General features: G+C 49.9%; 29 protein-coding genes and 1 pseudogene. 14 read left to right on the top strand and 16 right to left on the bottom strand.

The window, feature by feature from the left end; translation table 11 throughout:
- Positions 1 to 4 precede the first annotated feature (4 nt).
- The 8 genes from DQM57_RS02730 to DQM57_RS02695 form a co-directional block, all read right to left on the bottom strand.
- A complete protein-coding gene (locus tag DQM57_RS02730; protein WP_111726705.1) occupies positions 5 to 1,693 on the bottom strand; it encodes a terminase large subunit in 1,689 nt (562 codons plus the stop codon).
- Complete coding sequence (locus tag DQM57_RS02725) at positions 1,687 to 2,274, bottom strand: terminase small subunit (protein WP_111726703.1); 588 nt, start codon at positions 2,272 to 2,274, stop codon at positions 1,687 to 1,689. The genes DQM57_RS02730 and DQM57_RS02725 overlap by 7 nt, the downstream gene beginning before the upstream one ends.
- Positions 2,275 to 2,464: 190 nt before the next feature.
- Positions 2,465 to 2,782, bottom strand: a complete 318-nt coding sequence (locus DQM57_RS02720; protein ID WP_111726701.1) for an HNH endonuclease — start codon at positions 2,780 to 2,782, stop codon at positions 2,465 to 2,467.
- Between the two features lie 148 nt (positions 2,783 to 2,930).
- Positions 2,931 to 3,311 carry a hypothetical protein gene (locus tag DQM57_RS02715; protein WP_111726699.1) on the bottom strand — a complete coding sequence of 127 codons (381 nt, stop codon included), beginning with the start codon at positions 3,309 to 3,311 and terminating at the stop codon, positions 2,931 to 2,933.
- A gap of 598 nt (positions 3,312 to 3,909) precedes the next feature.
- The gene (locus tag DQM57_RS02705) at positions 3,910 to 6,756 is read right to left on the bottom strand and encodes a DUF5906 domain-containing protein (RefSeq protein ID WP_111726697.1); all 2,847 of its coding nucleotides are present in this window, start codon (positions 6,754 to 6,756) and stop codon (positions 3,910 to 3,912) included.
- A 114-nt stretch (positions 6,757 to 6,870) separates the two neighbouring features.
- The gene (locus DQM57_RS02700; RefSeq protein WP_111726695.1) at positions 6,871 to 7,218 is read right to left on the bottom strand and encodes a hypothetical protein; all 348 of its coding nucleotides are present in this window, start codon (positions 7,216 to 7,218) and stop codon (positions 6,871 to 6,873) included.
- Positions 7,196 to 7,318 (bottom strand): hypothetical protein, encoded by a 123-nt coding sequence (locus tag DQM57_RS09945; RefSeq protein WP_269460481.1) that lies wholly within the window; start codon positions 7,316 to 7,318, stop codon positions 7,196 to 7,198. The genes DQM57_RS02700 and DQM57_RS09945 overlap by 23 nt, the downstream gene beginning before the upstream one ends.
- A gap of 61 nt (positions 7,319 to 7,379) precedes the next feature.
- On the bottom strand, positions 7,380 to 7,610 hold the full coding sequence (locus tag DQM57_RS02695) for a transcriptional regulator (RefSeq protein ID WP_111726693.1): 231 nt from the start codon (positions 7,608 to 7,610) through the stop codon (positions 7,380 to 7,382).
- A gap of 113 nt (positions 7,611 to 7,723) precedes the next feature.
- Between DQM57_RS02695 and DQM57_RS02690 the strand changes: the two genes are divergently transcribed.
- From DQM57_RS02690 to DQM57_RS02645, 11 genes and pseudogenes are all read left to right on the top strand, one after another.
- Complete coding sequence (locus tag DQM57_RS02690; protein WP_111726691.1) at positions 7,724 to 8,422, top strand: S24 family peptidase; 699 nt, start codon at positions 7,724 to 7,726, stop codon at positions 8,420 to 8,422.
- A gap of 102 nt (positions 8,423 to 8,524) precedes the next feature.
- Positions 8,525 to 8,950: a hypothetical protein gene (locus DQM57_RS02685; protein WP_167395587.1), complete on the top strand. Its 426-nt coding sequence runs from the start codon at positions 8,525 to 8,527 to the stop codon at positions 8,948 to 8,950.
- A 240-nt stretch (positions 8,951 to 9,190) separates the two neighbouring features.
- The gene (locus DQM57_RS02680) at positions 9,191 to 9,406 is read left to right on the top strand and encodes a hypothetical protein (protein ID WP_111726687.1); all 216 of its coding nucleotides are present in this window, start codon (positions 9,191 to 9,193) and stop codon (positions 9,404 to 9,406) included.
- 104 nt (positions 9,407 to 9,510) lie between these two features.
- Complete coding sequence (locus DQM57_RS02675; protein ID WP_111726685.1) at positions 9,511 to 9,726, top strand: hypothetical protein; 216 nt, start codon at positions 9,511 to 9,513, stop codon at positions 9,724 to 9,726.
- A 34-nt stretch (positions 9,727 to 9,760) separates the two neighbouring features.
- The gene (locus DQM57_RS02670) at positions 9,761 to 10,021 is read left to right on the top strand and encodes an NGO1622 family putative holin (RefSeq protein ID WP_111726682.1); all 261 of its coding nucleotides are present in this window, start codon (positions 9,761 to 9,763) and stop codon (positions 10,019 to 10,021) included.
- Between the two features lie 122 nt (positions 10,022 to 10,143).
- Positions 10,144 to 10,782: a hypothetical protein gene (locus DQM57_RS02665; RefSeq protein WP_111726680.1), complete on the top strand. Its 639-nt coding sequence runs from the start codon at positions 10,144 to 10,146 to the stop codon at positions 10,780 to 10,782.
- 107 nt (positions 10,783 to 10,889) lie between these two features.
- Positions 10,890 to 11,075: pseudogene (locus DQM57_RS10055) on the top strand (hypothetical protein); the annotation flags it as partial.
- Complete coding sequence (locus DQM57_RS09595; protein ID WP_167395520.1) at positions 11,072 to 11,302, top strand: hypothetical protein; 231 nt, start codon at positions 11,072 to 11,074, stop codon at positions 11,300 to 11,302. The pseudogene DQM57_RS10055 and the gene DQM57_RS09595, both read left to right, overlap by 4 nt.
- Positions 11,274 to 12,221, top strand: a complete 948-nt coding sequence (locus tag DQM57_RS02655) for a DNA methyltransferase family protein (protein ID WP_167395519.1) — start codon at positions 11,274 to 11,276, stop codon at positions 12,219 to 12,221. Before DQM57_RS09595 ends, DQM57_RS02655 begins: the two co-directional genes overlap by 29 nt.
- Positions 12,222 to 12,294: 73 nt before the next feature.
- On the top strand, positions 12,295 to 12,549 hold the full coding sequence (locus tag DQM57_RS02650; RefSeq protein ID WP_231992121.1) for a pyocin activator PrtN family protein: 255 nt from the start codon (positions 12,295 to 12,297) through the stop codon (positions 12,547 to 12,549).
- 317 nt (positions 12,550 to 12,866) lie between these two features.
- Positions 12,867 to 13,361, top strand: a complete 495-nt coding sequence (locus DQM57_RS02645) for a DUF4760 domain-containing protein (protein ID WP_111726674.1) — start codon at positions 12,867 to 12,869, stop codon at positions 13,359 to 13,361.
- A 58-nt stretch (positions 13,362 to 13,419) separates the two neighbouring features.
- Here DQM57_RS02645 and DQM57_RS02640 read toward each other — a convergent pair whose 3' ends face one another.
- A complete protein-coding gene (locus tag DQM57_RS02640; protein WP_111726672.1) occupies positions 13,420 to 14,607 on the bottom strand; it encodes a site-specific integrase in 1,188 nt (395 codons plus the stop codon).
- Positions 14,608 to 14,741: 134 nt separating this feature from the next.
- Here DQM57_RS02640 and DQM57_RS02635 point away from each other — a divergent pair, with 134 nt between their 5' ends.
- On the top strand, positions 14,742 to 15,728 hold the full coding sequence (locus DQM57_RS02635; RefSeq protein WP_111726670.1) for a tRNA dihydrouridine synthase: 987 nt from the start codon (positions 14,742 to 14,744) through the stop codon (positions 15,726 to 15,728).
- Between the two features lie 60 nt (positions 15,729 to 15,788).
- Here the strand turns inward: DQM57_RS02635 and DQM57_RS02630 are convergent, their stop codons facing one another.
- The 3 genes from DQM57_RS02630 to greA form a co-directional block, all read right to left on the bottom strand.
- The gene (locus DQM57_RS02630; RefSeq protein WP_003674521.1) at positions 15,789 to 15,971 is read right to left on the bottom strand and encodes a hypothetical protein; all 183 of its coding nucleotides are present in this window, start codon (positions 15,969 to 15,971) and stop codon (positions 15,789 to 15,791) included.
- Between the two features lie 171 nt (positions 15,972 to 16,142).
- Positions 16,143 to 16,286, bottom strand: coding sequence for a hypothetical protein (locus DQM57_RS09760; protein ID WP_107859152.1), 144 nt, complete (start codon positions 16,284 to 16,286; stop codon positions 16,143 to 16,145).
- Positions 16,287 to 16,421: 135 nt separating this feature from the next.
- Positions 16,422 to 16,898 carry a transcription elongation factor GreA gene (gene greA / locus DQM57_RS02620; protein WP_003709053.1) on the bottom strand — a complete coding sequence of 159 codons (477 nt, stop codon included), beginning with the start codon at positions 16,896 to 16,898 and terminating at the stop codon, positions 16,422 to 16,424.
- A 397-nt stretch (positions 16,899 to 17,295) separates the two neighbouring features.
- Here greA and aroA point away from each other — a divergent pair, with 397 nt between their 5' ends.
- Positions 17,296 to 18,597 (top strand): 3-phosphoshikimate 1-carboxyvinyltransferase, encoded by a 1,302-nt coding sequence (gene aroA / locus DQM57_RS02610; RefSeq protein ID WP_111727614.1) that lies wholly within the window; start codon positions 17,296 to 17,298, stop codon positions 18,595 to 18,597.
- A 71-nt stretch (positions 18,598 to 18,668) separates the two neighbouring features.
- On the opposite strand, the gene purE is transcribed toward aroA, so the two are convergent.
- Genes purE through DQM57_RS02590 form a run of 4 tightly spaced genes read right to left on the bottom strand, consistent with a single transcriptional unit; the run spans position 18,669 to position 20,782 of the window.
- On the bottom strand, positions 18,669 to 19,154 hold the full coding sequence (gene purE / locus DQM57_RS02605) for a 5-(carboxyamino)imidazole ribonucleotide mutase (protein ID WP_111726666.1): 486 nt from the start codon (positions 19,152 to 19,154) through the stop codon (positions 18,669 to 18,671).
- Between the two features lie 47 nt (positions 19,155 to 19,201).
- Positions 19,202 to 19,918, bottom strand: a complete 717-nt coding sequence (locus DQM57_RS02600; protein WP_111726665.1) for a tetratricopeptide repeat protein — start codon at positions 19,916 to 19,918, stop codon at positions 19,202 to 19,204.
- Positions 19,918 to 20,586 carry a class I SAM-dependent methyltransferase gene (locus DQM57_RS02595; RefSeq protein ID WP_107859157.1) on the bottom strand — a complete coding sequence of 223 codons (669 nt, stop codon included), beginning with the start codon at positions 20,584 to 20,586 and terminating at the stop codon, positions 19,918 to 19,920. Before DQM57_RS02595 ends, DQM57_RS02600 begins: the two co-directional genes overlap by 1 nt.
- A 10-nt stretch (positions 20,587 to 20,596) precedes the next feature.
- On the bottom strand, positions 20,597 to 20,782 hold the full coding sequence (locus DQM57_RS02590; protein WP_002213027.1) for a DUF3460 family protein: 186 nt from the start codon (positions 20,780 to 20,782) through the stop codon (positions 20,597 to 20,599).
- A 143-nt stretch (positions 20,783 to 20,925) separates the two neighbouring features.
- Here DQM57_RS02590 and mutL point away from each other — a divergent pair, with 143 nt between their 5' ends.
- Complete coding sequence (mutL, locus tag DQM57_RS02585) at positions 20,926 to 22,902, top strand: DNA mismatch repair endonuclease MutL (protein WP_111726663.1); 1,977 nt, start codon at positions 20,926 to 20,928, stop codon at positions 22,900 to 22,902.
- The last annotated feature ends 45 nt before the right edge of the window (positions 22,903 to 22,947 follow it).

The raw sequence follows: 22,947 nt of genomic DNA, 5'->3' as shown, positions 1-22,947 counted from the left end.
TATCTCACAACATTCTGATTCCGCGTGTTTCATAAACCGATGCACCACGGGCTGTCGGATTCAGCGACAAAAGCGACACCGCGTCAAACATCGCCATCAACGGGTCAATCTTCGCCGAACCGCTCGCCTGCTTGGTAATTAAAATACCATTGGCGCGAGGCTCGACGCGGGCATTCCCGACCACCCAATTCATCATCGCGCTGCCGCTATGGATAAAACAGCCCTCCGCAAGCTTGCGTTCCGCCGTCTTAATCGCCGCGCCCAGCTTCCAGCCCTGCGACACACCGACAACCGCATCTTCCGGAACGCCATATTCCAACATCGCGTCCAAAATCGCACCGACCCCGTGCGGGTCAAGACCGCATTTATCCAGCAAGCCGCTCTGATAAACCCGAGCCGCCAACCCCGCCACCTCATCGCTGTCATCGCCGATTCGGTGGACAATCGTCAAATCCCCCTGCTTGGCAAAATCCAACAAAACAGGCGCGATTTCCTTGCGCCGCTCCAATACCGACGGATGCGCCCAAGCATGAAACCACGCCGCCCACATCCGCGGATTGTCTTTCAGACGGCCAACGGCAGAAATTCCCAGCAAGTCATCCAAACCGCCGCCGTCCACACCAATGTCGATGACTTCGCAGTGCTCCAGCATCCAATCCAAATTAATTTCGGGATTTTTTCCACTATCCTCCCAAAATTCCGCTCCTGCCCAATAATCAGCAGTCAGAGACAAGGCAATCTGCACATTCAAATGCTTCGCCATAAATCGGCGAAGCGCGATTTCTCCGTCCGCCTTGGCTGTTTCAAACTCCCCCATCAGGTAGGCTTCGGAAACAGACGCGCCCATATTCGGATTGGTGATGTAGAAGTTTTCAGGCAGTCGGTAAGTACCGCTGTCCAACATCTCCTTCGGAAACTCATACAGCACCGGCAACAACCGATTATCCACACGCTTACCGTCGCGCACTTCGCGGGCGCGTTTCAGCAAGTCGGCAAACACACCCGCCGGCGCCTCATCCGACATCGTGGAAAGGTAAATCACAAACCCTTCAGGACGGCTGGCCAAACCGCCTTTGGCTTCGGTAAACATATCCGCCGCCTTCGCGCGCTTACCGAACAACCAAACCTCCTCAATCAAAACGCCCGTCCCCTTGATACCCGCTACCGTATCGCTTTCGGCAGCAAGAATCTTCAAGGTTGCCCCTGTCGTGCGGTGCGTAATCGTCCGCGTATGGTCCTGTACCTGAAACAGGTCTGACAGCTCCTCATCCGCCCGTATCATCGCCTTCGCAGGTTTGAAACTGTTGTTTGCCACCTCGACCGTCGGTGCAATAATGAAAAATTCCGCCTCGCGCCGCCAATTCAAAATCAGCGCGGTCAGCATCACCCCCGCCGCCAAGGTCGATTTCATATTTTTCTTACTAATCAACAAGAAAAATTCCTGAATCAACCGAACACCTGAAGTAGGCTCATACGCCCCGAAAATGGCTGCAACAAATTCATACACCCATTCGCGCGTTACCTCGCCCATCATCGGCTCGCCCGGCACATCCACCAAGCGCAACTGCTTGAAAATGCGCAACGCCATTTCAGCAGGCTCCTGATACAGCGGAGGAAACGGAATCAGGCTTTTCCCGGCAATAATCCTTTCCTGCCAATCAGGACAGGCAGTCGACCAAGTTTTCTTCAACATAACAAACCTTGCACGGGCTTAGGTGCATCCATCGGGCTAAACCTACCGCCTGCCGCATTCGCGGCGCGCTCGCGTTCAGCATCCTTCTTGCCTTGATCCGCAACCTTGCCGTGGAAATACCCCAACAACGCCTTCGCAGCATCAATCTGCTGACGGTTCAACGAAATCACACCCAAAGAACACAAAATCAACTGGTCTTTCGGGTCAGTTTGTTCGTAGCAAACGCCATCCAATTCAATCGTAGTGCCACGAACGATGGCACGCCCACGCGCCGACAACGCAATCCTGTCCAAACTTTCCGCTGCCTCGGCAGGTCTTTCAACAAGAGGCACAGCCTGAACCGGCTGCACATCAGGAACAGCCTCTACAGCAGCCCGCTCCACAGAAACGGAAACCGGATCAGACGACCGGAGAAGCTTCAGGCGTTCAATTTCCGCCAAAACATCCTCATCTTTTGCCAAACGACTGCCGCTTGCGCTGGCCGTCTTTTCGCTATACCCAGCCGCTATCGCAGCCTCCCGGTTCGACAACCCTCGCAATTTCGCTTTGGCAAACAATTCCTTTTGCTCATTCATTGCCATAGTGAAATTCCAATAAAAAAAGCCGCTTTCTCAATGCGGCTTTTTGTAGCATAAAATGCTAAAAATTCAATGTTAAACAACCTGTTAAAATATAGCTTTAACAGTTTTACAGAGGAAAAAATTCTGCACATGGGAGGGCGGGGGGTTTCCGAGGGCAAGCCCTGCGAACTTTTGACACCCCCCACCCTTATCAACCAAATCCGCGCCGACGATTTTCGCCGGCTGATTTTTCGGCATGACAGGTTTTGCAAAGCGTTTGCAGATTTTCCATTTCGTCTCTGCCGCCATCCGCCAACGGAACGACGTGATCACACTCAGCATCCTTTGGAAGCACCACGCAACCGCACCGCCGGCATTGATACTGGTCACGAATCAACACGGATTCGCGCAGATTCATCCAGCCACGACCGCGCATACGCTTTTCCGCCGTCTTTGGTGAATGCTTCACGGCGATTCTGTTTTGCTCAACAGGTCGGAGCCGCGAAGCCATTTGTTTTAATCGACCCATAAAATTCTTTCCAAACGCAAAAGCCCGTCTGAATCTTGTTCAGACGGGCCATCCGCGCTTTTTTTGACTGAAAAATGAAAAAGCTGCGTTAACCGGACATACAGTTAAACACAGCTTGCCACAATTTAAACAAAAATCCCCCAAGACGTCAAGAGCGTTTTAACAACTTTTTAACAGCCGAATCCGACATCAAGTTTAGCCGGGCACTTGCCAACCTCCGCTCATAGGCTTTACGCGTGATGCCTAAGGCCCTTGCTTTGCCGTCTTGCGTGCCAATGCGTCGATATTCTGTTATGACAGCTTGCTTACGATTGGGATTCAGCCGACAAATCGCCCGATCCATCACGCTTGCTATTCCGTCTCCGTCAACGCCGTAAGGCAGGATTGCTACAAATTCCGTCTTAGGCGGCAAATCACCCGCCGCCATCAAACGATTAAAACGGCTGCAACCGAAGCCCAAGCCGTTATCCTCTCTCTTGGCAGACCATTCGGCCCACCATTCCAGAAGTAAATCAAGTTCAAATTTCATTTTCTCAGTCAGTCCTATATCGCGCTGACCACCCTTAGCCCCATCTCAATATGCAGGGCTTTATTTTTTTACACGGCAATTATACTGGGAGAAACCAACAAAGAGTAAACGAAACATACACAATCGAGTAAAGCGGACAGGGGCAGCCTACGAAAACCCGGCAAAACTGCGTCTGTGCCATGCTCTGTGCCATAAATTTTAAAATCCTGTGCCATTGTGCCATGCTCTGTGCCATTTTTTAAATCGCTGAAAGCCTTATGTGGCATGGCTTTGTGCCATTGTTCCATAAATTTTTTATAAAATCTCGCATAAGAAAAAAAATTATCCAGCCATAAAAAAATATGACACGGTATATATACACCGTGTCATATTTTGAAAACCTATAAATTTTTTCTCGCGTAAAGCAAAAATCGCTGAAATTTATGGAACAATGGCACAAAGCCATGCCACATAAGGCTTTCAGCGATTTAAAAAATGGCACAGAGCATGGCACAATGGCACAAATTTATAGCACAACCAAAAATCCAAACTACAAAACGCGCCCGACAACTCTGCCGCACGCGTTTTGAAAACATCATACATATGTCAGACTCAGTCGTCAAACTTCTTCACCGCCGCGATACCTCCAACCAGCGCTGCGGAATCGTAAAACCTCATTGCCCAGGGCATCCATTTCCGGCAATCCGTCCGCCGCTTGCCAGCCAGCCGGCTTAAAAATCCAGTTTTGACACGATACGTCGCCATCTTTATTTTTCGTCCGCCACCAGCGCCGCGCCCGCGGCATCTTCTCAGCAATGTGTTGGAGAAACTTTGTTTTACCAGTTTCCCGCTCGCCGTTTTGCCTGCACCACTCTTTGTAAACCAACCAAAGGTCGTCTGTAATGCAACAGCAAAACGGCAGGTCTTTAATCCCACCACCAGACCACTCAGAATAAAAGGTCTGCCAAGCATAGCGGCCATAGGAAATGACGTTTTGTTTCGCGGCAGTCATCGGCGGCGGCGTGTTTGGATCGAATCGCACAGGCTCTTCCAGTTTGATTACTTCGTATCCTTTCTCGTTTTCCGCTTCTTTTTGTCTGCGCGTCAGATAAAAATTCCAACACAGCAGGAAGCTATAAAACAGGCGGACACCATCGTTACCGATACATTCCAAAACCTCATTGCGCAATGCGTCATCCAATTTTTTCTCAGGCCACACAACGAAATAACGGCGGTCGTTTTCTTCAATTTTGAAAGGCTGAGACTCGTTGGAAAGAAACACGCAATTCATGTGATTTCCCTCTTCGTAAGCATCCTGAAATTTCCGCTCGACGCGCATTGTCTTACCGGTAATCATGTGTTTTTGGCTGCCTGTCTTATTGTATTTTTGCTGATTCGTATAAACCTCTTCAAAAAGACCAAACATTTTCCCTGATCGGTTCGCCGTGTAATTGCTTTCTAAATCTTCTTGTCCGTATGTTGCACCATATTCGCCGTACATTGGCTTAATGATCTGCTCGAAAAGTAACGATTTACCAGCGCCGTGGGTATGACCGTGCATGACAACGGCGGTCGTCATCTTTGCGCCTACGTTTTGCAACGGATACGCAAGCCAATTCAGCAGATACTCGACCTGTTGGTAATCACCATTGCACAAATGATTAATCAGATTCAAAATCGGCTTGATTTCGGGGAATAATCTATACAATTCGTAGTTTGTTTTGGGCATATCCTCTTTGGGAATCGGGAATTTCGGTTCAATCGGCATGCCTCGAAAAATGTTGATATAGTCGTCAGACAACACCCGACCAGGCTCAAAGACCAATCGGTCGAACCGTTTTACAATTCGGCTCGGACTATTGACCCAAATTTTAAAACCATCAGGAGTCATCGACAGACGAGCCGCCTTTTCAGGGACAACGCGCCATAGTTTGTTGTCCCAAATCGATGCCGAACCATCAAGATAAATGAAACGCTCCATCATATCTTGCGTGTCATCATCATTGACCGCCTGAATCAACGCATAGTCTTTTTTCAGACGGTTGATTTCGTACATAGTCAGCACCGGCGCATGGCCCCATTCATACCAAGCATCAACAACGTCTTTGCCGAAATGAACGGTCATGGCTTTTCGGGTATATGTAACCCCAGTCTTCCTGTTCACCCCGTGGTCCTTACCCTCAACAAGCCCAAATTCTGATTTCAGCTTTTGCAATTTGGACAAAAATTCGTCATCCATATCCCCCGCGCCCCCTTGATTGCCTGTTGCTTCGAGAGATTCATGCAACTGCTCAGATTCCGGCTCCATATCTTGAATGGGTGCGGGAAAGTTTTCAGACGGCATTTCCGCTTCCGGCACATACTCAACCAGCCAATCCGCCGCGCCCATCCAGCTCAATACTTCGGAAGGGTCGACGATGCGCCCACCGCCTGCAATTGCATCGGCAATATCGAAACCATGAGGCCATATCCCTGGAGCAGGAATATTGACCAACCAAACGCGGCAATTCTGCTTTGTCAGTACCTCAGCAATACCAAACATCGCCTTCATTCCGCCCTGCTCATTGCGCGGCAGAAACGGTTTGGATTCAGGGTCAACACCATCTTCACGCTCTTTTTTCGTCAACTTTTGGCGCAAAGAATCACAATCAGGCCACAAGACAACATCACGATCAACAACCGCCGACCAATCCGACTTATCCCAGTTGTTACAACCGCCATGCCACGTCAGGACGGCATAGTTATAACCCTGAGCATCTGCCGCGTTCTTACATTTCTCCCCCTCAACAACCAAAACCGGTAATGATGGGTCAGCAGCCAAAGAATCAAGACCGTACAATGGGTGCGGGTTATCCCAACAACGCCAACGCCACATCTTTTCGCCTGTTTTCTTATGCTCACAAAACGTATAAGGCAGATCGATTTTTCCGCCGTCTGATTTTCTAAATCGGGCAACACCGCCCAAAACCGCGCCGGAGCTATCGCGGAAAACAGATTTAAAAATCAGGTCGTCTGATTTTCTAAATCCATTCCCAAAGCTCATAGAATTCAGCGCATATTCAGGCACAGGAACGATTGGCTTCCACAAATCACGCTCCTCCTCCTTTACTGGAGCAGGAGGAGGTAACGGCTTCGGAGCCTTATCTACCAAATCCCCATGCGCCAACCCAAGCAAGGAGGCAACTTTGTCTCTAGCCTCGTTAAAACTATAACCGCAAACATCCATCAACAAATCAAACGGGCTGCCGCCTTCGGGCTTGCATTGATTACAAATCCAAACACCACTCCCGCGACTTGAACCGTTACCGTCCGTAAACCTGAATCTGTCGGATCCGCCGCATGACGGACAGGGGTGATGTTTTTTATCTAAAATTTCGGACGGTATGCCGCACGCTTCTAAAACCTCACGCCACCGGCCATGCGCGGCGGCATTAATTTCGGCTTTTGTTGCATATTTTTTATTCATTTTCAGTCATCCTTTACGTTTTTTAGGCGTAAAAAATACCCACCCACGCACACAAGAATCACTCTGGAGAGGGCGGGCTAAACACTGATTGCGCGATTAATCAGTACAGGGTAATTAAATCTGTAACATCCCTTTAGGGATAAATAACGGCTCAGTCCACAAGCCGATGTGCAGTATCGGACAGGCTGCTTTCGCCAAAACGACGCTCTGTGCGATGCTTCGCGCCTTAGCTGCCTCCTCTTTTTCGCGCTCGGCGTCCATCAATGCCGCCATGACTGCCTGCTTTTGCTCAAATTCTTTTTCACGGCGCTTGTACAGCAAATCTTGCTGATAGACGTTGTGGCATCGGCGGCATCGGAGCGCGTATTTTTGCAGCCCGGTTTTTCTGTCAAAGCCGTTTTTCGGAAACGCCGTTATCGGCTTAATCTCTCCGCACTCCTTACACATTTTTGTTCGATTCATCGAGAACTCCAATATTAAAAATTATCGTCATCAATGCGGCTTCCCCAGCCCACAGCGAGTCTTCCACGACCTTGCGCGTTTCTTTTAAATCTGTCATCATTCAAAATCCTTTAACGTGGTTTAGAACAGCCACCTTCGCCCGTCATCCCCGACGGGCTTTTTTATTTGGTTTGGTCGCCTGCCAATTCTGGCCAGATTAAATGCCAGGTATCAGGAAACATCTCTTTTCGTGTTACCCTGCCGTTTGTTGACTTTTCAATCAACGCTGCTGACTGAATAGGGACGGGCTTCAATCCTTTGGCAATCTGATAGATAAAAGACGGGGAAATTCCTGTTTTTCTTGCCAAATCAGACTGATTGCCGCGTATTGCGCAATAATCTCTTAAATTCATTCCGACCTCTGTTAAATCAATTTAGCGTTAGTATAGCATAGCTAAATATAAAATAGTAGCATTGATAAATATAGCTATGCTTTATATTTATATTCATTTGACGGAGGGATGACATGAACCGAGTAGATAGAATTAAAAATCTGATAGCTGGCAGGTTTAACGGCAATCAAGCTGAGTTTTCCCGGGCAATCAACAAGGCGCCGGCACAAATAAACCAATGGCTTAATGGATACAGGAATATTGGGGACGGCGTAGCCACACAAATTGAAACCGCGCTTGGATTGCCGCGCGGATGGATGGATGGAAAAGATGATCCGGGCACCCCTGTTGATTCCATCAAATCAAACGCCACCGTTATCGGCACTGTTGACGCTTGGGATAGCAAAACACCGTTATCTGACGATGATTGCGAAGTTCCATTTTATAAAGACGTTTGTTTGTCAGCCGGTAACGGTTTTTCAGATGACATTGAAGACCATAACGGCTATAAACTGCGCTTCTCGAAATCGACCTTAAGACGGCATGGGATAAGCCCCGATGATGTTGTCTGCGTATCTGCCGACGGAGACAGTATGGAGCCGGTATTCCCCGATGGGGCTACACTAGGCATTAATACCGCCGATAAAATAATTAAAGACGGCAAAATCTATGCCATCAACCACGGTGGGCTGTTGCGTACAAAAATCTTGCAAAAGCTGCCTGATAACCAAGTACGCATCAAAAGCTACAACCCGGAATACAAAGACGAAACTGCCCCTTTAGATAGCCTGACCGTTATAGGTAGGGTATTTTGGTGGAGCGTGCTGGATTGAAAAATGTTGCTATTACGACGAGATAATATTGATAGGGCTTTCAAGATTGTCAAAAATAGGCGTTTTGATTCCCCTTGGTGGCCTGGTGAGTACGATGCCGGTATGAATTTCCTTGGCGTACAAGGAGAGTTGAAGGTTCACGAGTTGCATCACAGAACAGCAACCCTGTGCTTTGAGTGGCTTGGCGAAGTATCTGCGCCTCGCAGAAAAGAGGACTACAAAGACCTCAAGCCAAATGTATTGTATGACTTTGATGGTTCCGGTAAGCATTTTGCCAACCCTGACGCAAGGTATCTATTGCCCGTCGGTTCAAGCGGCTTAATCTTAAAACATATCCAAATCGATGACGAAGACACTCTGTTGCGGCTATGGTGCGCACGAAATATCCCAATGCCACACCGGCTATCTAAAATCCCGATGCTTCGGCAGTATTATCTAAGCAAGGCATGGCACGAAATTTATACTATCAACCAACACCTAAGGAAAACGAAGCTGATAGTTGAGGTGGCATACAGCCCCACAGATTAAACAACCTGCCCGCATTATGCGGGCTTTTCACGCCCCTGCCAAACCTGAAAACAACACAAAACCGACAAAGCCGCCTTGATAGGCGGTTTTTTTGTGCCTGCGAAATTTCAAAAATAAATTCTTTTAATAATCAAAAATATAGCAAAATATAGCAAAATGAGTATAGCTTTGCTATTGATTTATTGTTTAGCTTTGCTATACTTCGCCCATCGAAACAAACAACAACTCAAAGGAAACAAAATGAAACATCTAGCAAATATCATGCGGTTCAACGACTGGAACACCAAGCAAGAAAGCACCGTAGGCCGAATTATGGAAGAAAGCAGGGGCCAAAAGAAACGGGCATGGATAGAGTGGGTAGGCAGCCCGATGCTCAAAGAAGTGGAAGGCAACTACCAAGATGCCTGCCGCATCGCCCTGAACGCCGACACATGGCACTTCATCAGCCCGATTTGATACCCCGCCGTCGCACAGGCGGCGGCAACGGCGGCGGCTAAACTTTAAAACCGCCCGAAGCAACAAGGCTACTAATAGCAAACCAGCACGACCAGGGAACACATATGAACATCATCGAAGAGTACAGCATAGACATCCGCGTAACCGCAGAACAGGGGAAAAACGACTACGGCTACCCCACAGAACGCTACGGATGCGACATCATCAACACAGACGGGGAGCTACTTGTCGGCATAGAGCCAGAGTACAAAACCCCCTTTGCCGCCGTCAGAAAGGCGCTCATCTGTCTGACAAAAGACAACCTCAAAAACGCTGCCTGATATTAAGCCGTTACCCCAATAATGAGGAATCAAAATGAAATACTTGATCCGCACCGCCTTACTCGCAGTCGCAGCCGCCGGCATCTACGCCTGCCAACCGCAATCAGAAGCCGCAGTGCAAGTCAAGGCTGAAAACAGCCTGACCGCTATGCGCTTAGCCATCGCTGACAAACAGGCAGAGATTGACGAGTTGAACGCCCAAATCGCCGCCGAAATCAGACAACGCGAAGCCGAAGAATTGAAAGACTACCGATGGATACACGGCGACGCGGAAGTATTGGATGGTAAGGAATGAGCTTCCATCCCGAACACCGTATCACCGCCTGAGCAGCCGTGCCGACAAGCACCGGCAGCACCTTCCGCGCCCGCTGATGATGAATCAAACGACATCCAATTCTGAATTAAGAGGAACCAACCATGACAACAGATATGACAATTTATCTAATCGAGGATAACAACAGCCCAGTCGCACAAGCATTGCGAAACTCTTGGAAGGAAAGAGAGGAAAAACGTAGAACATGGCTTAAATGGAAGGATGAAAACTTACCGCATGACACAATTTTGCGAGAGTGGACAGACGGAAGAATAGCCGGTTTTTGCTTCCCGTCTGACATTCCTAAAGGATGGAAAAAACCAAACAAGAATGGCTTATGTTGGCCTCTAGCGAAGAATCCAATCCTAAAAACGATGCCTAAAGATGAGGCTTTGAAAACCGAAAAAGAGCATCTAAAGGAAGTTGGAATAGACGTTCCGACAATGATTACTGAAAAAGACAGTAACGGCAAGATTTTTGCGTCATGGCATATAGGCCCTTTCATTCCTGTTCAGTTTATTTGGGCGGGATTGGATGACGATGCACCAAAAGGCGTCGTGACGCCAAACTATGAAAGCGAACTTCAAAAAGGTGCTGAAAAAATCAGAACCGGATACTTAATGGAACCACCTGCCGACTTTGACTGGCAAAACCTCTTGCCTGGATGCCGCCCAATTCCAAAGTACGAATGGGATTACCTGTTTGGAAAATGGCAAGATACTCATAAAGGAAAAGAATCATGACCAATCAATTTAAATTCGGCGACCGCGTGAGAGATACAGCCTTATGATTGGGCATTGAGAGAACGGCATCAAAACATCGAGAAAACAAAATGCAATCAGTAGCAACAAGACCGACGGCAAAACAGATGCTTGCCGCTAAGAAAGGCGGCGCGTTGGTTCAAGCTGTCAAGGATTCAGAAAATATCATCCGACATTGCGACAACGGCACGGGCTTTAGCTGCTTTAATTGGACGAAACATTTCAAGCGGGCAGCAAACCTGATTAGCCTAATGCACCGGGAAGCGGCGGCATGAGAACACACATTCGAACCTGCGTGTATCACGACTCCAGCACAAAAGGTTTCAAACACGGCATCAAACACAAACGGCACGACTGCTGGCGCGGCGAAATAAGCGTTTTTCAGCGCGGCGAAGACGGAAAACTGCACCGCACACACCGAATCCGCAAACGCTTTGCCACACCCGAACAAGCCAAAGAATGGACGAAAACCCATGACGTTTCAAGAACACAACAACCGTAAAAAAGCCGACGGCTACGCCGAATATATCACAGGCGACAGCTTGAGACGGCTGGTTGCCGCCAAAGTCCGCCAATACTGTGGCGAACACCCGAGCGTATTTGACGGCGCGGCAGGAAGCGGGCAGCTGGAACAGTATATTAGGCCGTCTGAATTTCACGCCGTGGAGATACAGGCCGAAGCCTGTTCCGCCTTACTGCAAAACTACCCATCGGCAAGCGTGCGCAACACAAGCCTTTTCCTTTATCCCAACAGTGAACCGCAAGACTGCGCCGTCATGAATCCGCCGTTTTCCATCAAGCTAAAGGATTTGAGCGAAGACGAAAAAAGCCGCATCGCACAGGAATACCCGTGGAAGAAATCGGGCGTAGTCGATGAAATCTTCGTTTTAAAAGGATTGGAAAACGCCCGCCGCTTCGGATTCTTCATCCTGTTCCCCGGCATCGCCTACCGCAAAAGCGAACAGCGATTCCGCGAAATCATCGGTAACCGGCTGGCAGAACTCAACCGCATACAAAACGCGTTTGAAGACACGCCGATCGAAGTGCTTTTACTGGTTATCGACAAAGACAAAACCGACAGCGGCTGCATCCGCGAATTGTACGACTGCAAAACAGACACCCTGCTCTCCGCCGACACTTGGCAGATTGAAGCCGACTCGTGGCAAACCGTTCAAAAGCCCGCACCGCCAAAGGAAAAGGAAGACCCCGTCCTCTTGGAACACGAATGCCGTGACGCGGTGGCAAAGCGTATTGCCGGGGAATTGAGGTTCAGCAAAATGGTCAACGAAATAGAAGGCTGGCCACATACCGAATTTGACGGCTTTTGCGACCGCCTGTGCAACCTGATACAGGCAGAGAAATACGGAAAAAAACACTACTTCCCTTGCAGCCTGCCTCTTTTCGGAGGGGCGGCCGGCTGAATATCTTCAGGCCGTAAAAAAAGCAGAAACTCAGACAAATCAGAATCAACCAAGGACAGAGAAAATGTCAAAAATGCCGACAGAAACCAGATTAATGCTGATACACGGCAATACCCACATCCCCCTGGAAACCGTGGCAAAAGAATATTTGAACCTCAGCCCCGAAGTGGCACGAAGAAAAGCAAGTGCACAAAGCTTGCCGTGGCCGGTAATCTCAGCAGATGGAAACAAGAAAAGCCCCAAATTTGTAAGCGTATCAGCCTTAGCTGAATGGCTCGACCAAATCGAAAGCAAGGCGAAAGACGAATGGGCAAGGGTACGAAATTAAAAAATGCCGTCTGAACATAGCTTCAGACGGCATTTTTACATAAATCTATAAAAATCCACACGGATAGACACAGAGGGTACTTGATAAGGGCGGTACATACCCTAAATTTAATCACATATTAGAATGTGGTATTTTACCAAACCGTTTGTACGGATTGGTTGATTTTTGGTCGGTGATACTTTAGTATAGACAGAGTAATATCTCACGACAGGCGTTGACTGGTGAAAGCAGCAACATTTTTTAACGTGTAATTTTCTAAGGATTTGCTATGAAAAACGTTTGCTTTGCCTTAATGATAACCTATCAGGACGGGTACGATGACAATTAGCCTGTCAGACGGCCTTTTGATTGCACAAGCGGTAATTCTTTTCATCGGATTGGGATTTACCGCTTTGTCCGTTTGGAATACCAAAAGAGACAACCGCCGCATGGCCACCGTGGATTTGATCCTGCGTCAGCGTGAAAACAAAACCTTAAATGATGCGGCATATATTATCACCGGCTTGGTGAAAGGCAATGATTTTCCCAGCCTGCATCAATATTTGGATAAAGAAAAATATCCGGACGAAAGAAAAGCGATTTTGGATTTGCTGAATTACCGCGAATTTGTCGCGGTAGGTATCAACATCGGCATTATTGACGAAGAGATTTACAAACGTTCGTATTATAATATCATTTTGCGGGACTGGAAGTGGATGTGTCAAACTGTCGAATCAATACGAAATAGCGAAAAAGGTCATTCAACCAATTTTCAGGACTTTGAAAAATTGGTCAAACGTTGGCAGAAAAGGCCGCTTAAAAAAGATATTTAACCCATCCCTGCCTGTAAACGGAAATGCCGTCTGAAAGCCCTTCAGACGGCATTTTTTTTCAGGCGAAAAAAGAGCGGTCAGGCTGTTCAGCCCGAACAATCCCATCAGCCTTTTGCAGCGCATCCATCATCTCCAGCACTGGCGGCCTTGCCCGAAGATTGGTGTATCGCCTCATGCTCTCCCAATCTCCATGAAGCGTGAACTGCTGCATCACCGGAATCGACAAACCCTTTTCAGCCAACCTTGTCGCACCCTCATGGCGCAAATCATGAAACCGCAGATCCTCAATCTTCAGTTCACGACACGCGCGCTGCCACAAAGCGCCGACACTTCTGCCCTTATAACCACCAAGAAACAAGTCGCTATCGTGCACATTCATTTGCCGCACAACCTCAGGAGAGCGCATCAAATTAATTACAGCCATTGCCTCGTCCGATACCATAAAAGCCTTGTCGTTGCCCTTGCTCCCTCTTGGATTTTTCAAATCCCTCACCAGCCAAAGACGGTTTGCCTCATCAAAATCAGACCAGCGTAATCGCGCAATCTCATCAAGACGGCGGCAGGAATAAATCGCAAACCACATGATCAAGTGCATCGGCAGACGTTTCGGATTAACAACCACACGCCGCCAAACCCTCAAGAAATAAACCGTTAATCTCAAAAGCTCATCATTATTGGGAAGACGATCACGCCGGCGCGCCTTGCCGATGACACGCGCCCTACGCAAACCTTCCATCGCCACATCGATCTCAGCCCATGATACATCAAGCCCCCAAACGAAATGCGCGTGTTTAATAATCGAGCGCATATACTGCAAGTCGCCGTTAATCGTAGAAGCAACCACCGGCTTAATACCAAGTTCAGGGCAACCCTTCTGCCGGGCAAAGGCAAAAGCAGAGTAATCAGCACGCGTCAACCTGTCCAACCGCTTATCGGCTATATCAAAATTTAAAATAAAATTGATAACCCCAAGCTTTGTTTCGCTGTAACTCGTCCGAACTTCGTCCACATACCGCTTTGCAGCCTCCCTGAGCGTAGGGCATAATTCACGCTTGCCATCGTTAAAAAGCAGGTCAGGATTTGACTCAATCTCAAATTCACGCCGCTTTGCCCACTCAGTCGCAAGCGATTTTTTAGAAAAAGTACGGCTTTCCGAATATGGAGGATAGCCCTCCCTTTTCACACGCACCTGCGCCCTGTAAACAACATCACCTGAAGGGTTTGTACGTTTTGTTATAGTAGCCATTTTGCACCATGCGGAATAAATATTTAATGGTGCAATTATGGTACAACAAAAGAACAGATAAAGCACAAAATAAACAGATAAAAACAGATAAAATACACAAGAGAATTTTATAAAAATTATTATAAAACAGACAAATGACTAATTTAAAAGAAAATACTAGATTGGTACTAGCCCCTATGCAAGGTCTGATAGATGATGTGATGCGCGACCTGCTGACACGGATAGGCGGCTACGACGAATGCGTCAGCGAATTTGTACGCATTACCCATACCGTGCATTCCCGCGCCACATGGTTAAAATATATCCCCGAAATCGCCAACGGAAACAAAACGTTTTCCGGCACGCCCTGCACCGTCCAGCTTTTGGGCAGCGATGCGGACAATATGGCGGAGAATGCGCTGGAAGCCGTACGTTTCGGCGCGGACAAAATCGATTTGAACTTCGGCTGCCCCGCTCCGACAGTCAACAAACACAAAGGCGGCGCAATCCTTTTAAAAGAGCCGCAACTGATATTCCACATCGTCAAAACGCTGCGCGAACGTTTGCCCGCACATATTCCGCTGACGGGGAAAATGCGGCTCGGCTATGAAGACAAAAGCCCTGCTTTGGAATGCGCCTGTGCGATTGCCGAAGGGGGCGCATGCGGACTGACCGTACACGCGCGTACCAAAGCCGAGGGTTACGAACCGCCGGCGCATTGGGAATGGATAAGGAAAATCCGAGACAGCGTCGATATCCCGGTTACCGCCAACGGCGATGTCTTCAGCCTGCAGGACTATATCGGTATCAAAACAATCAGCGGCTGCAACAGCGTCATGCTGGGGCGGGGCGCGGTCATCCGCCCCGATTTGGCGCGTCAAATCAAGCAATATGAAAGCGGCCTGCCAGTTACGGATACCGATTTTGCCGAAATTTCCAAATGGATACGGCTCTTTTTCGATTTATGCCTGGCAAAAGAGGCAAACAATAAATACCCGATCGCCCGTCTTAAGCAATGGCTGGGCATGATGAAAAAAACGTTCGACCCGGCGCAAACGCTGTTTGACCGCGTCCGAACGGTTAAGGATGCGGATGAAGTACGCCGAATCCTGAACGCATTTGAGCATGAGATGAATGTTTGATGTCTCCCATGCTTCAAAGCAAATGCCGTCTGAAAATCTTTCAGACGGCATTTCATATCTTTATTGCTGCTTTTCTTCCGTATCCGGCGTATTTTTGTTTTTCAACTTCGCACCCAAGCCCAAACGTCTTTCATAATCCGATTGGGGGGTATCGTCTTCCTGCATGCCGAATGCGCTGGCATTGACCCACAGCGACAGCAGCGAAACGATAAAGGCGAAAAAGCCGACTACATACCAAAACATTGCCCCTCCCGATTTGTTAAAATCATATCAAATACGGTACCGAATCTACCACAAGCCCATGGTCAAATAAATCTTCTAGCCGCATTATTTCATTCATTTACTTTGGAAATAAAAAAGGACACCTGAAAATTTTGCAAAACTTTTCAGATGCCCCGATTCGACGGATTCGAATCAGCCGCCGCACGCACCGCAGCAGCCGCCCTCGCTGTGTCCGCCTTTTTTATCGTCGCCGGCAACGGGCAATTCGACTTCTTCGTTTGGTTTTTCTGCATCTTCAGGCAAGTCGTTGACTTTGATTTTAGCAGTTTCGCTCATTTCGCCACCTCGTGGAAAACAGTTTAAAAGATTCGGAAATATAGCATGTTTAACCTAAACGTGAAAAGGGGGAGCCGTATGGAAAATGCCGTCTGAAACCGAAGGTCGGCCTTCAGACGGCATTTTACCGCCGAATCAAATATACTGGACTTCGATAATGTCGTATTCGCGTACGCCGCCCGGAGCCTGAACTTCCGCCGTATCCCCTTCTTCCTTGCCGATTAGGGCGCGTGCAATCGGAGAGCCGACATAGATTTTTCCCTGTTTGATATCCGCTTCGTCTTCGCCGACAATTTGATAGGTAACGTGTTCTTCCGTTTCCAAATCTTCCAACGTAACCGTCGTACCGAACACGATTTTTCCTTCGGCATGGATTTCGGTCGGATTGATAATATGGGCAACGGAAAGTTTGTGTTCCAACTCGGAAATGCGGCCCTCGATAAAACCTTGGCGTTCTTTGGCGGCTTCATATTCGGCGTTTTCGGACAAATCGCCGTGCGATCTGGCTTCGGCAATCGCTTCAATCACTTCGGGGCGTGCCACGCTTTTAAGCTGCTGCAATTCCTGTTTCAGCAATTCCGCACCGCGTACGGTCAGGGGGATTTTTTGCATAAGATCGTATTCTCCATGTTCCGGCACACCGGTTTGCGGCAGGAAGCATCCCGCGTACCGTCTTGCTTTGTGTGTTCGGATATTAAAATAAAAACACAAGCCGCCCGGAAAATCGGCGGCTTGTCTATCGTTGAACAGCAGCTATTCTACCAAATTCTATGAAATTGGCAATCGTACCGTACCGCCCGCAAACGTCATCTGTCCGCAACAAAAGCCGAAAATATGCCGGCAAAAAAATTTTAGAAACAAAAAATTCACAAATAATAAATTTTCAGCACAAAAAACCAAGTTTCCCGGTTTCCTGCTTAAAAATGCCGGTATCCCGGTTTTTCAGACGGCATCCGTATTCAGTATAATGGCTGCTTTCCTATTTCTGTTTTACGTTTTACGTTTTGCTATGACCGAATCCCTCCGCCTCCCTGCCGCCTCGCTCAAACCATCTACCGTCGCCCTGCCCGGATCCAAAAGCATCAGCAACCGCACCCTGCTGCTCGCCGCCCTGTCCGACAATACTTGTGAAATCCATTCCCTGCTCAAATCCGACGATACTGGCCGTATGTTGGAAGCGCTCGATAAACTCGGCGTTGAAATCGAATATCTTGCCGAAGGCCGTCTGAAAGTTCACGGCACAGGCGGACGTTTCCCCAATCGGACTGCCGATTTGTTTTTAGGCAATGCGGGCACGGCGTTCCGTCCGCTAACCGCCACGCTGGCTGTTTTGGGCGGCGATTATCATCTGCACGGCGTGCCTCGTATGCACGAACGCCCCATCGGCGATTTGGTCGATGCGTTGCGGATTGCCGGCGCCGATGTCGAATATCTCGGCAACGAACACTATCCGCCGCTTCATATCGGCAAACGTCAAGACCGCGGCGAGCGCGTGATTCCGATTAAAGGCAATGTGTCCAGCCAGTTTCTGACCGCCCTCTTAATGGCGCTGCCGCTGACCGGACAGGCATTTGAAATCCGTATGGTCGGCGAGTTGATTTCCAAGCCCTATATCGACATTACTTTAAAACTGATGGCGCAATTCGGCGTACAGGTTGCCAATGAAGACTACTGCGTCTTCAAAATTCCCGTCGATGCACACTACCACGCGCCCGAACACTTGCACGTCGAAGGAGATGCCTCCAGCGCGTCCTACTTCCTCGCAGCCGGTTTGATTGCCGCCACGCCTATCCGCGTTACCGGTATCGGCGCAAACAGCATACAGGGCGATGTCGCCTTTGCCCGCGAGCTGGAAAAAATCGGGGCGGACGTGGTTTGGGGAGAAAACTTCGTCGAAGTCTCGCGCCCGAAAGAACGTGCCGTCCAATCCTTTGATTTGGATGCGAACCATATCCCCGATGCCGCCATGACCCTCGCCATCATCGCGCTTGCTACAGGGCAAACCTGCACGCTTCGCAACATCGGTTCGTGGCGCGTCAAGGAAACCGACCGCATCGCCGCAATGGCGAACGAGTTGCGCAAACTCGGTGCAAAAGTCGTTGAAGAAGCCGAAGCAATTCACATCACCCCGCCTGAAACGCTGACACCCGACGCCGTCATCGACACTTACGACGACCACCGCATGGCGATGTGTTTCTCGCTGGTTTCCCTGTTGGGCACACCCGTCGTCATCAACGACCCGAAATGCACCCATAAAACCTTCCCGACTTATTTTGAAGTGTTCTCATCGCTGACCGAAACAGCGGAATAAGATGGAAAAATGCCGTCTGAAACCCGAAACAAGGCTTCAGACGGCATTTGTGTATTCGCGGACGGCAGGTTTTAAATCTGTTCCAATTCCATATTCAAAACAGCCTGTTCCTGTTTGGCTCGGAAGTCTGCCAGTTTTTGCGCCAGTTCGGGATTTTCATTGGCCAGCATGGAAACGGCAAACAATGCCGCATTGGCCGCACCTGCCTCGCCGATGGCGAATGTGGCGACGGGTACGCCTTTGGGCATTTGTACAATCGATAAAAGCGAATCTTCGCCGCGCAGGTATTTGCTGGGGACGGGTACGCCCAAAACGGGGACGGTGGTCTTGGCGGCAACCATGCCGGGCAGGTGCGCCGCGCCGCCCGCACCCGCGATAATGGCTTTGATGCCGCGCTCCCGTGCGGTTTCAGCGTATTGGAACATTAAATCCGGAGTGCGGTGTGCGGAAACGACGCGCGCCTCATATTCTACGCCGAACTCTTCAAGAAACTGCGCTGCCTGCCGCATAACGGGCCAATCGCTGTTGCTGCCCATGATGATGCCGATTTGTATCATAAATCCTCCTTGGTGCGGATGGGGTAAAAAGCGGAAAAATGGAAAAACTATCGTTTGCGTATGGCTGATGCGGCGCGTTTTGCCGCCGGGCTGCCCGGGTAAGCCTGTATCAGTCCGCGCCATGTCGCCCTTGCAATGTCTTTCTGCTGCAACCTGTATTGGCATTCGCCGATTTTGAATATTGCGTCCGGTGCGGCAGGGGTACCTTTGAAACGGTTGGCGTAACGCCTCCCGATTTCGATGACGGATTCGCAGTTCCCCATACGCGCCCTGCTTTGCAGCAACAGGTACATACTGCGTTGCGCGATGCTGCCGCCGTCTCCGCCGTCCGCCCCCTTCAACAAGGCGGCTGCGGCAGAAAACCTGCCGTTTTGATAGTGTTTGAGCGCCTGATTATAGAGGCTTTGCGCAGTCGGGCCGGTATACACGGACACCTTGCCGCCTTCTGTATCAAGATAATGCTCTTTCAACTTGCGGTCATCGAGTTTTTGGACGTATGTCCTGCCGGAAGGGTGTGTTTTCGCATGCTCCAGTGCTTTGACTTTCCCGTTTAACGTTTCCACTTCGTTCGACAGCCGGACGATTTTGCCTTCCAGATAATCCAAACGGTCTTGCAATGTCGGAACGGGATAGGGAATGCCGTCCGAACTGCCTGCCTCTGCCTGCGGTTCGGGCCGCACATCCTGAATATTGTGGGAAACAGGGGAAGAACAGGCGGCGGATACGGACAGCCAAATGATAAAAAGCGGTAATTTGATCTTCATTATTTTTTCAGAAGCAGGGTCAAACCGTCGCCGACGGGCAGGGTGATGGGGACAATCCGCGTATCGTTCGGCAGGTTTTGATTGAAATCTTTGAGGATGCCGACGCTGGGCGGCGCATCGGAAGCAGCTTCGCGCATCACCCTTCCGTTCAACAAAATATTGTCGATGGCAATGATGCCGCCTTGTCGGACAAGCTTGAGGCAACGCTCGAAATATTGCGGCGTGGGCGGTTTGTCTGCGTCTATCAGTGCCAAATCGTAGCTTCCGGCTTCACCCTGTGCAATCAAATCATCCAATGTCAGCAATGCGGGTTGCAGGTGCAGGCTGATTTTATGCGCCACACCGGCCTCATTCCAAACCTGACGAGCCGTATCGGTAAAGGTTACATTGATGTCGCAGGCGGTAATCCGCCCGTGTTCGGGTAGTGCCAATGCAAGCGCGGTGCTGCTGTATCCGGTAAATACGCCGATTTCCAGATATTTTTCCGCGCGAATCAGCTTTGCCAGCCAAACCAAAACCGCCGCCTGTTCGCGCGCAATCGCCATTTTGCCCATACGGTGATGCCCGGTCTTCTCACGCAGCCGCGTCAAAACGGGATGTTCGGGTTCGCCGATGGCGTTCAAATAATTTTGCAGGTCCGGTGCGACATTGGACAGATTGGTCGTCATTTCGGCGGGTTCAGTCTTGGTAATAGGTATAAGGTTTTTTCGCTACTTTTGCCGCCTCGAAGTTTTCCTGTTCTTCGGGATTGAGTTCGACATCCCACAAAAGCCCCCTGTTTTCCAAACGCTGCTGTTCCAACTCAGGTTTTTCTTCAATCAGGCGGTTGAGGAATTGTGTGGCATCGGATTGGTAGTGATACATCTTTGTGCTCCAATTTTACGGAATATGGCGTGATTATACTGGTATTTTCCAAACGGGATAAACGGCTTTTATCAAGAATACAGGCAGAAAGGTAAGGGGTTTTATTATAGAATGAAGCGTTTTTTGAAACGGAAGCCCATGCCATGTCCCGAATTGCCGCCCTGCCCGACCATCTTGTCAACCAAATCGCCGCCGGCGAAGTGGTCGAACGCCCTGCCAACGCCTTGAAAGAAATCGTTGAAAACAGTATCGATGCAGGCGCAACGGCGATTGATGTTGAACTGGCCGGCGGCGGCATCCGCCTGATTCGCATCAGCGACAACGGCAGCGGCATCCACCCCGACGACATCGAACTCGCGCTACACCGACACGCCACCAGCAAAATCAAAACCTTAAATGATTTGGAACACGTTGCCAGCATGGGCTTTCGCGGCGAAGGCTTGGCAAGCATCGCCTCCGTCAGCCGCCTGACACTGACCAGCCGCCAAGACGGCAGTGCGCACGCGACCCAAGTCAAAGCCGAAGACGGCAAACTCAGCAGCCCCACCGCCGCCGCTCACCCCGTCGGCACCACCATCGAAGCCGCCGAACTCTTCTTCAATACCCCCGCGCGGCGCAAGTTTCTCAAATCTGAAAACACCGAATACGCCCACTGCGCCACCATGTTCGAACGCCTCGCGCTGGCGCATCCGCACATCGCCTTCTCACTCAAACGCGACGGCAAACAAGTGTTCAAACTTCCAGCCCAAAGCCTGCATGAACGGATTGCCGCCATTGTCGGCGAAGACTTTCAGACGGCATCCTTAGAAATAGACAGCGGCAACGGCGCGCTGCGGCTCTACGGCGCGATTGCCAAGCCGACTTTCGCCAAAGGCAAAACCGACAAACAATATTGCTTCGTCAACCACCGCTTCGTGCGCGACAAAGTCATGCTCCATGCTGTCAAACAGGCATACCGCGACGTATTGCATAACGCACTGACGCCTGCTTTCGTCCTCTTTCTCGACCTGCCGCCCGAAGCCGTAGATGTCAACGTCCACCCGACCAAAACAGAAATCCGCTTCCACGACAGCCAGCAGGTGCACCAACTTGTATTCCACACGCTCAACAAAGCCCTTGCCGACACACGCGCCGACCTGACCGAAAGCGTCAGCAACGCAGGCGAAGTGTTGCATGACATTACCGGCGTTACGCCTGCCCCAATGCCGTCTGAAAACGACAGTGAAAATCTGTTTGATAGCGCATCTAACTACCCGACAGGTAACAAACCCGATACACGCAATGCCTTTGGTTCATCAGGCAAAACCGCACCCATGCCTTACCAAGCCGCGCGTGCGCCGCAACAACACAGCCTGTCCCTGCGCGAAAGCCGCGCGGCCATGAATACTTACGCCGAGCTTTACAAAAAAACCGACGACATCGACCTTGAGTTAAGCCAATTCGAACAGGCACGTTTCGGCAATATGCCGTCTGAAACGCCTACTCCCCAAACAGATACGCCACTTTCAGACGGCATCCCATCCCAATCCGAACTGCCGCCGCTCGGTTTTGCCATTGCCCAATTACTAGGCATCTACATCCTTGCCCAAGCTGAAGACAGCCTGCTGCTCATCGACATGCACGCCGCCGCCGAACGCGTCAACTACGAGAAAATGAAACGCCAACGTCAGGAAAACGGCAAGCTGCAAAGCCAACGCCTGCTTATTCCCGTAACCTTTGCCGCATCCCACGAAGAATGCGCCGCCCTCTCCGACCATGCTGATGCACTGGTAGGCTTCGGCTTGGAATTGTCCGACATAGGCGGCAATACCCTTGCCGTCCGCGCAGTTCCCGCCATGCTCGGTAAAGCCGACGTCGTTTCACTGGCCAAAGATGTATTGGGCGAACTCGCCCAAGTCGGCAGCAGCCAAACCATCGAAGAACACGAAAACCGCATCCTCGCCACCATGTCCTGCCACGGCTCCGTCCGCGCCGGTCGTCGGCTTACCCTGCCGGAAATGAATGCGCTCCTGCGCGATATGGAAAACACACCGCGTAGCAACCAATGCAACCACGGCCGTCCGACATGGGTCAAACTGACTTTAAAAGAATTGGATGCCTTGTTTTTACGCGGACAGTGAACCCCTTCGTGAGCCGGTTCGAAAAATGCTAGAATACGCGCCCGG

This window comes from Neisseria cinerea (assembly GCF_900475315.1).
In the GTDB taxonomy this organism is placed as follows: Bacteria; Pseudomonadota; Gammaproteobacteria; order Burkholderiales; family Neisseriaceae; genus Neisseria; species Neisseria cinerea.
The sequence above is the reverse complement of the archived record's forward strand: the minus strand, read 5'-3'. Positions and strand labels throughout refer to the sequence as shown.